The sequence below is a fragment of the uncultured Veillonella sp. genome (assembly GCF_963534045.1).
Taxonomy (GTDB): Bacteria; Bacillota; Negativicutes; order Veillonellales; family Veillonellaceae; genus Veillonella.
In genome coordinates, this window is record NZ_CAUSQT010000051.1 from 1 (window position 1) to 8,031 (window position 8,031).

Sequence of the window (8,031 nt, forward strand, 5' to 3'; positions counted from 1 at the left end):
ACAAAAACTGATGATGTAGATGATTTAGATAAAGAAATTTCTTCCTTGGCAGAACAAACAGTGGCAGATTTTGAAGCCCAAATGGAAGCTATGGAATTGAATAAAGCCCTTAAAACAGTATGGGCTTTCATCAGTCGTATGAATAAATACATCGATGAAACTATGCCTTGGGTCTTGGCTAAGAGCTCTGATGAGGCAGATGTACGTCGTTTGCAATCCGTTATGTATCATCTTGCTGAAAGCTTACGCATCATTGCTGTTCTCGTAAGCCCTGTTATTCCAGTAGGGGCTCCCAAAATTTGGGAACAATTGGGGCTAGTTGGTTTTGAGGATGTCCAATTAGATGATGTGCGCACATGGGGCGGCATCCAAACTGGTACGAAGGTGGTAAAAGGTGAACCAATTTATCCACGTTTTGAAGTTCCAGAAATGGTAGACATTACTGCTGTGGAAGAAAAACCTACAGAATCTGTTGATACATCGAATATTCCACCTTTAAAAGAAAACATTAGCTATGATGATTTTGAAAAATTGGATCTTCGTGTAGCTAAGGTTGTAAGTTGTGAAAAGGTACCTAAGTCTAAAAAATTATTGAAATTTGTATTGGATATTGGCCTTGAAGAACGCACCGTTTTAAGTGGTATATCTCAATATTATGAACCAGAAGCTATGGTTGGTAAAAAGGTAATTTACTTAGCAAACTTGAGCCCTAAAAAAATGATGGGGATTGAGTCTTATGGCATGATTTTATCCGCTTCTGATTGGGAAGAACACTTAGAGGTTACTAATATTGAATCCTTACCAGCAGGGAGCATTGTAAAATAATGAAACTCTTTGATACACATGCACATATTAACGATAATCATTTCGATAACGATAGAGCTGATATGTTACAAGCTTGTTTTGATGCAGGCGTCGAATACATTATGATTCCTGGTGTTGACAGACAAACTGTAGAGTCTGGTGTTGCATTGGCTGAAACAGATGACCGTTTGTATGCAGCGGTAGGGACACATCCTCACGAAGCAAAAGATTTTACCGATGATGATTATGAATATTTTAAGGATTTAGCATTACATCATGATAAAGTTCGTGCTATTGGTGAGATTGGCCTTGATTATTATTATGATTTTTCTGATAGACCAACGCAAAAGAAGGTATTTATACGTCAACTCGAGTTGGCTCGTGAGGTAGATTTGCCTATTATCATTCATGACCGCGATGCACATGGTGATATTATGGATATATTGCGCAACGAAGGCAAGGATAATTGGGGGATTTTCCATTGTTATTCCGGTAGTTGGGAAATGGCTAAAGAGGCTATTAAATTAGGTTTCTATATTTCCTTTGCAGGCCCCGTTGTATTCCCAAAATCGACTAATTTAAAAGAAGTGGCTAAACAAGTACCACTCGATCGTATTCTTATTGAAACGGATTCACCATATTTAACACCGCCTCCATTTAGAGGCCGTCGTAATGATCCAAGTAAAACACAATTTGTGGCTCAGGAAATTGCATCCTTACGCGGTATGGATGTAGAGGAGTTTGCGTCCATTGCTTATGAAAATGGCAAGCGTGTATTTGGAATTAAATAGTGGTGATAGCTATAGATGCTATGAAATATGTGTAGACTTATATATCTATGCTTGGAAAACGCGATTCTTTCTTAGAAGGAATCGCGTTTTTCTATGGTATACTAAAATATATAGTCTGTATATTGGGGCTTGAAAAGGATGATACGATGGAACGCATTGCATTTATTGATTTGGGATCGAATTCTGTTCGATTCGTTATATATGAAATATCAGATACTGGTAGCTACCGGTTAATTTATCAAGAAAAAAACTCCATTCGCCTTAGTGAAAATATGTGGGGCGATCATAAATTGACAGAAGCGGCTATGAATCGAGCCCTAGTATCTTTACAGTCTTATGTACATATGGCCAAGGCTCTTGAGGTAAACTCTATTAAGGCCGTTGCAACAGCAGCTGTTAGATTAGCAAAAAATGGCGATGAATTTATTAATGCTGTAAAACGAGAAACAGGGCTTGATCTAGAGTGTATTTCCGGCGTAGAAGAGGCGCGATTAGGCTTTTTAGGTGTCATTAATACGATTGGTCTTAAGGACTTTATCATTTTTGACTTAGGAGGAGCCAGCACTGAAGTAACATTAGTAAGAAATCGTCAGATTGAACAGTCTGTTAGCTTACCTATTGGAGCTTTAACATTAACCGGAACCTATCAGAAGGGCGATGAGTTTACAGACAAAGAATACAATAAAATGGTCAAGGCTATTAGAAAGGCCATAGAAGAACAACCTTGGCTTAAGAATACTAAAATGCCACTATTAGGTATAGGTGGTACCGCACGTAATATTGCCAAAATGGATCAACGTAAATTATCGTATCCTATTACTAAATTACATAATTATGAGATACCATATCATCGGTTTACGGAGTTGTTAGATGAGGTTAAATCTAAGCCTTTAGCACAACGGAAAAAGATAAATGGCCTTTCATCTGAACGGGCAGATATTATTATTGCAGGGATGACCATCGTCTATGAACTATTTAATTATGTGAATTGTAAAACACTAGTCGTAGGTGGTTCTGGTCTTCGAGAAGGTTTATTTTATGATTACTATGGGCATAATTATTTAGGTGGTAACCCTATCATTCCAGACATATTAATTCACTCTGCGGAAAATGTTTTGTTGGGGATGACACGTCATGAGCTCGTGCATGCTAAATATATTTGCAGACTAGCTGATACATTATTCGAACAATGGTGGTCCTTGCATAAGGGCGATAATGCGCTGCGCCGTTGTTTGCAAGTAGCATCACTGTTGCATGATATTGGTAAACGAGTGAATTATTATAGTCATGCTCGACATGGTTGTTATATGCTCGTTAACAGTAATCTATATGGGATGACACATATTGAGCAGGCCTTTAGCGCATTTCTCGTTATGAATTCTCATGGTTTAACACCTAAGGAATATAAAAACTTCTTATATGGCAAATTATTGGATGATGAGCAACGTTCGATGGGGCAGAAGTTGTCAATTATTCTAGCTATTGCAGAGGCTCTTGATGAAAGCCATGAACAGTTGGTTATGAATTTAGATAGTCGAATTAGTCCTGATAAGGTGCATTTGATTGTACAGTATCCAAAATATCGTGATATTGATATAACAAAAGGGGCTGTTGATAAATTAGTGAAGCCTTTTAAAAAGGAATTTAATCGTCAGTTAGAAATTGAGTGGTCCCCTCAGTAGGAGGTAGGTATGACATTGGCTAAAGTGCTCAGATATGCAATTTTACATGTTGGATCTAGCAGCATGAGCATTACCATATTAGAATATAAAAGTATCGATGATGTGCGTGTCATCGACTATGCAGCTCGAGAAGTGACCTTTGGAGAAGAACTGTTTCAAACATCTCGTCTTAGTTTTAAAACGATTGAAGAAATTTGTGACATTCTTAAGGGCTATAAGCAGTTAATGGCCGACTATGGTGTGTCTAGATGCCGTTTATATGGCACTACAGTGATTCGGGAGGCCGCTAATCGAAGAGCTATACTAGATCAAATTTTCATACAAACCGGTATGCGTGTTGAAGTCATCGACATGCCTAAAGAAGTATATTTTAAGTACGCCCTTGTATATTACGAAATGATGTACCATCATAAGGCAACAGATGAGAATACGGCTTGTCTCTTTGCCGATGTTACGTCTGGCGGGGTTGGCTTAACAGCTTGGAGAGGTGCATCTTTATTATTCCAACAAAATATGCACAGTGGTTCTCTTCGTGTTATGGAGTCTTTTAATCGTAATCAACGGGCTTCTATATCGTTTAGTACAGCTATTACGGAATATTTGCATCGTATGATTAGTCCGTTACGAGAAGAACTACAATTATTTAATATTAAGAATATTATCTTTTCAGGTGATGAAGCACGTTTGATTTTGCAATTGATGGGATATAGCGATAGTGAGCCTATTACAACCATCAACCCACAGCAATTTAAGGAATTAGTAGATTCCTTTGATGGTATTACGGCTACTAAACTGATGAATCGATATAAGATACCTGAATTTAAAGCTAATATTCTTATGCCTACCATGATTTTGTTTTCGGAAATTATTAATGCGATTCAACCGGAGTCTTTAATATTTAGTAGTTATTCTTTTTCACAAGGTATTAGTTGGTTTTATGGTGTAGAATCTGAAAATCATCCGTATATGTATCAATTACGTGAACAAAATGCCGATTTAGCACGTGCCATAGCAGCTCGTTATCACACGGATTCAATACATGATAGAGAGGTTGAACGCTTTAGTTTAGCATTTTGTAATGCATTGCGTCATAAAGGCTTGCCAGAACGGTGGGGATATTTATGTCGTATAGCAGCAATTCTGTGCTCTGTTGGTAAATTTGTGAGCCTTAGAAATCATGGCGAGCACGCCTATCATATCGTTATGGGAACCGATATATTTGGACTTTCAGAAGAAGAAAAACAAGTAGTTGCCAATGTAGTTTATTACCATTACAAAGGGACGCCTTCAGATGATGATGATTACTTTAGAGTGCTTACAGAATTACAAAAAATACAGGTTACAAAACTTGTTGCTATCGTCCGTGTAGCGTGTTCCTTAGATGCAGGAAGTAATCAAAAAATAGACGAGATACGATTAGAAGAGAAGGATAAAGAATTAATTGTTCACGTAAGAACGAAAGAAAATATCTCTCTCGAATGGTGGACGTTTAATCGAGATTCTATCTATTTTAGCGAAATATTTGGTATGGAAATTTCCTTGACCATAGGGGGTGTATAAGTTGTTTACAAGTCCAAAGTACTATTTTAACCGTGAATTATCCTGGTTAAAGTTTAACCAACGGGTTGTATTAGAAGCGATGGATACGAGCAATCCCTTAATAGAGCGTTTACGCTTTATCGCTATTGCCAGTTCTAATTTAGACGAATTTTTTATGATACGCGTAGCGGGATTACGTCATCAAGCTATGAATGGTATTGTTAAATATGATGCTGCTCATATGGATGCCAAGGCACAGCTCAAAGCCATCGATGAATCTGTACAACGTTTAGTTTCGTTACAGTATACCTATTTACATCGTGTTTTAGCAGATTTAAAGGAAAAAGGATTTAGTTTTTTTCATCCTGAAGAGTTAGATGTAAAGACAAAGGCCTGGTTACGTCATTATTTTGAGGAACAAATCTATCCTGTGGTCACTCCATTGGCCGTTGACTCAGGACATCCATTTCCTTTTTTAGCTAATAATACGATTAATGCTATTGTTCGCATCTTTCAAGTCCAACCTGATGGTACAAAGGATTATAAAATTGCAATTTTGCCAATACCATCAGTATTAGATCGAATTATAGAAGTACCATCTTCATCGAACAAGGAACATAGATTTGTCTATTTAGAGGATGTAATTAGTTACTATGCAATCCAGTTCTTCCAAGGTTATGGCATAGAAGAGGCCATGATTTTCCGCTTGACTCGTGATGCGGACTTAGAAATCGATGAAGAAGATGCAAAGGACTTATTGACCGAAGTAGAGGCCTCTTTACGACGCAGACGCCGTGGTGATGCGGTTCGCTTAGAGGTTGTTGGAGGTGGTTCTCCTGAATTGTTGCGTACCGTATTGGCAAGTGTAGAACTTGAAGAAAAAGATGTATACCATATAGATGGTCATTTAGATTGTCGTATGTATTTCGATTTTTCAAATTACCCTGGGTATGATAATTTGCGCTATAAACCATTTGAGCCTAAAATACCAAGCGATTTAATTGGCTTCGAAGGAGAAAATTTACTCGATGTGATTCGTAATAGAGATATATTCGTACATCATCCTTTTGAATCCTTTAGTGTGGTTGAACAATTTGTAGCACAAGCTGCGGTGGATCCAAATGTATTGGCTATAAAACAAACCTTGTATCGCGTTAGTGGAGAATCACCCATTATTGCGTCTCTTGTAAAAGCAGCGGACAATGGTAAGCAAGTTACTGTTTTGATGGAAGTAAAGGCCCGTTTTGATGAAGAGCATAATATTACTATGGCTCGTAGATTAGAAAAGGCGGGGTGTCATGTCATTTATGGACTAAAAGGCTTAAAAACTCATTCTAAGATTACAATGGTAGTTCGCCGTGAAGAAGATGGTATACGCCGTTATGTGCATTTAGCAACGGGGAATTATAATGGTAAAACGGCCCGCATATATACGGATTGTGGCATTTTTACATGCAATGATGAATATGGTGATGATGCATCTCGCTTCTTCAATCTAATTTCAGGTTATTCGGACCCACCAATTTGGAATAAGTTTATCGTAGCACCATTAAATTTGAGAGAGCGAATTATGGATCTTATAGATGAAGAGATTCAATGTGCAAAACGTGGTGAAGATGCATATATTATTGCAAAGATGAATTCCTTACTGGATAAAAAAGTCATCGCTAAATTATACGAGGCCTCTGCTAATGGGGTGCGTATTGATTTGATTGTACGAGGAATTTGTACGCTCAGACCTGGCATTGCAGGTGTTAGTGATAATATTACGGTACGTTCCATAGTTGGACGTTTCTTAGAGCATCATAGATTGTTCTATTTCCGAAATGGAGGCAATGAAAAGACCTTTCTCTCAAGTGCCGATTGGATGCCACGTAATTTAAATGAGCGGGTTGAATTGATGATTCCCATTGAGGACAAACGTCATAAGGCACGAATTAAAGGGATTCTAGATTTGTATTTAGTAGATACATTAAAAGCACATCTCATGAGAGCCGATGGTTCTTATTATAAAGTTTCTAATATAGAGGGGCCGTTATCTGCACAAGAAGAATTAATGGAGGCCGCTAACACACAAGATAGTAGGGAGCAAATGACGGTTATAGAGCGATTTAAACCGATGTTTAAGATGAAAGAATGATGAATTTCTAAAGGGGTATCATATTGATGTATAAATATAGATTGTAAATCCCCAATCTACGTATATTTTAGCCATTTTATTTATTGTAATATGAAATGTAAATGAAAATTTAGAACTTTAATATATTTTGTGGTAACAATAGAAAAACTCATAAATATTCATAGATAGAATAATATATACATCGTATACTATATATTGTAGTGACATCTGATATACCTCTACAGTTTTGCTTATGTAGTATGTTATCGAAAAATATAGATATGTTCTTGTGTGGTGGACAAAATGTAAAAAAACAAAAGATTGAAAATAAGAAAAACCATATATTATAAAGGTTTATCAACGATTGTTAACCTTGTGCGTTTGACAGGTTATATCTAACTGTAGTAGAATATGATTGTTACAGGAGGTATTTCGTAATGAGAATTCAAAAGACGCACAAGCGATATATATCGTCTGTGGTTGCTGGATTGATGGTAACTGCAATAACCTTGACTGGTTTTTCTTACAACGACAAAACTGTTACAGTCATGGCTGATGGTGCAGCTCATACTGTTAAAACACATTTAAATTCGAATGAAGGTATCGTGCGTAACGCAGGTATTAAATTAAATCCGAAAGATAAAGTAGTTAGTGATTCTAATTCTGTACAAGAGGGTACAACACTTACAGTAGTAAGAGCGTTTCCAGTATCTGTTACAGTGAATGGAAAAACTAGAACTGTTTATACTACACAAACTACAGCTGAGGACCTAGCAGAAGAATTAGGCTTCAAAGCTCCTAATTATACGACTGTAGCTAGTGGCGCTATTCAAGCTGGTAGTACCGTGAATATTGTACGCGTTACAAGCCGTGCAGTGAATACTGTGGATCAAGAAATCCCAGTTCAAGTGATTCGTCAAAAAGATGACACAATGGCTCAAGGTGAAGAAGAAGTTGTTCAAGTTGGTCAACCGGGCACTGAACGCGTTCAAGTTGAGACATTATATAATAATGGTACAGCTATTAGAACAAATGAATTGTCTAAGTCTGTAATGACAAATATGGTACCTACAATTATTAAAGAAGGTACTCGTGA

6 protein-coding genes are annotated in these 8,031 nt (G+C 37.2%); all 6 read left to right on the top strand.

The window, feature by feature from the left end:
- The coding region (gene metG / locus RYP29_RS07525) for a methionine--tRNA ligase subunit beta (protein ID WP_311532888.1) at window positions 1–825 on the top strand (825 nt) is incomplete at its 5' end.
- Window positions 825–1,595: a TatD family hydrolase gene (locus tag RYP29_RS07530; RefSeq protein WP_311532890.1), complete on the top strand. Its 771-nt coding sequence runs from the start codon at window positions 825–827 to the stop codon at window positions 1,593–1,595. The genes metG and RYP29_RS07530, both read left to right, overlap by 1 nt.
- A gap of 146 nt (window positions 1,596–1,741) precedes the next feature.
- Complete coding sequence (locus RYP29_RS07535) at window positions 1,742–3,277, top strand: Ppx/GppA phosphatase family protein (protein ID WP_311532892.1); 1,536 nt, start codon at window positions 1,742–1,744, stop codon at window positions 3,275–3,277.
- A 9-nt stretch (window positions 3,278–3,286) separates the two neighbouring features.
- Window positions 3,287–4,837 carry a phosphatase gene (locus tag RYP29_RS07540; RefSeq protein ID WP_311532894.1) on the top strand — a complete coding sequence of 517 codons (1,551 nt, stop codon included), beginning with the start codon at window positions 3,287–3,289 and terminating at the stop codon, window positions 4,835–4,837.
- Between the two features lies 1 nt (window position 4,838).
- Window positions 4,839–6,956: a polyphosphate kinase 1 gene (ppk1, locus tag RYP29_RS07545; RefSeq protein ID WP_311532896.1), complete on the top strand. Its 2,118-nt coding sequence runs from the start codon at window positions 4,839–4,841 to the stop codon at window positions 6,954–6,956.
- A 416-nt stretch (window positions 6,957–7,372) separates the two neighbouring features.
- Window positions 7,373–8,031: G5 domain-containing protein (locus RYP29_RS07550; RefSeq protein WP_311532899.1), on the top strand; the 659-nt coding region annotated here is incomplete at its 3' end.

Coding starts and splice junctions, on each gene's coding strand:
- RYP29_RS07530 (WP_311532890.1), top strand. CDS start 825: ATGAAACTCTTTGATACACATGCACATATTAACGATAATCATTTCGAT.
- RYP29_RS07535 (WP_311532892.1), top strand. CDS start 1,742: ATGGAACGCATTGCATTTATTGATTTGGGATCGAATTCTGTTCGATTC.
- RYP29_RS07540 (WP_311532894.1), top strand. CDS start 3,287: ATGACATTGGCTAAAGTGCTCAGATATGCAATTTTACATGTTGGATCT.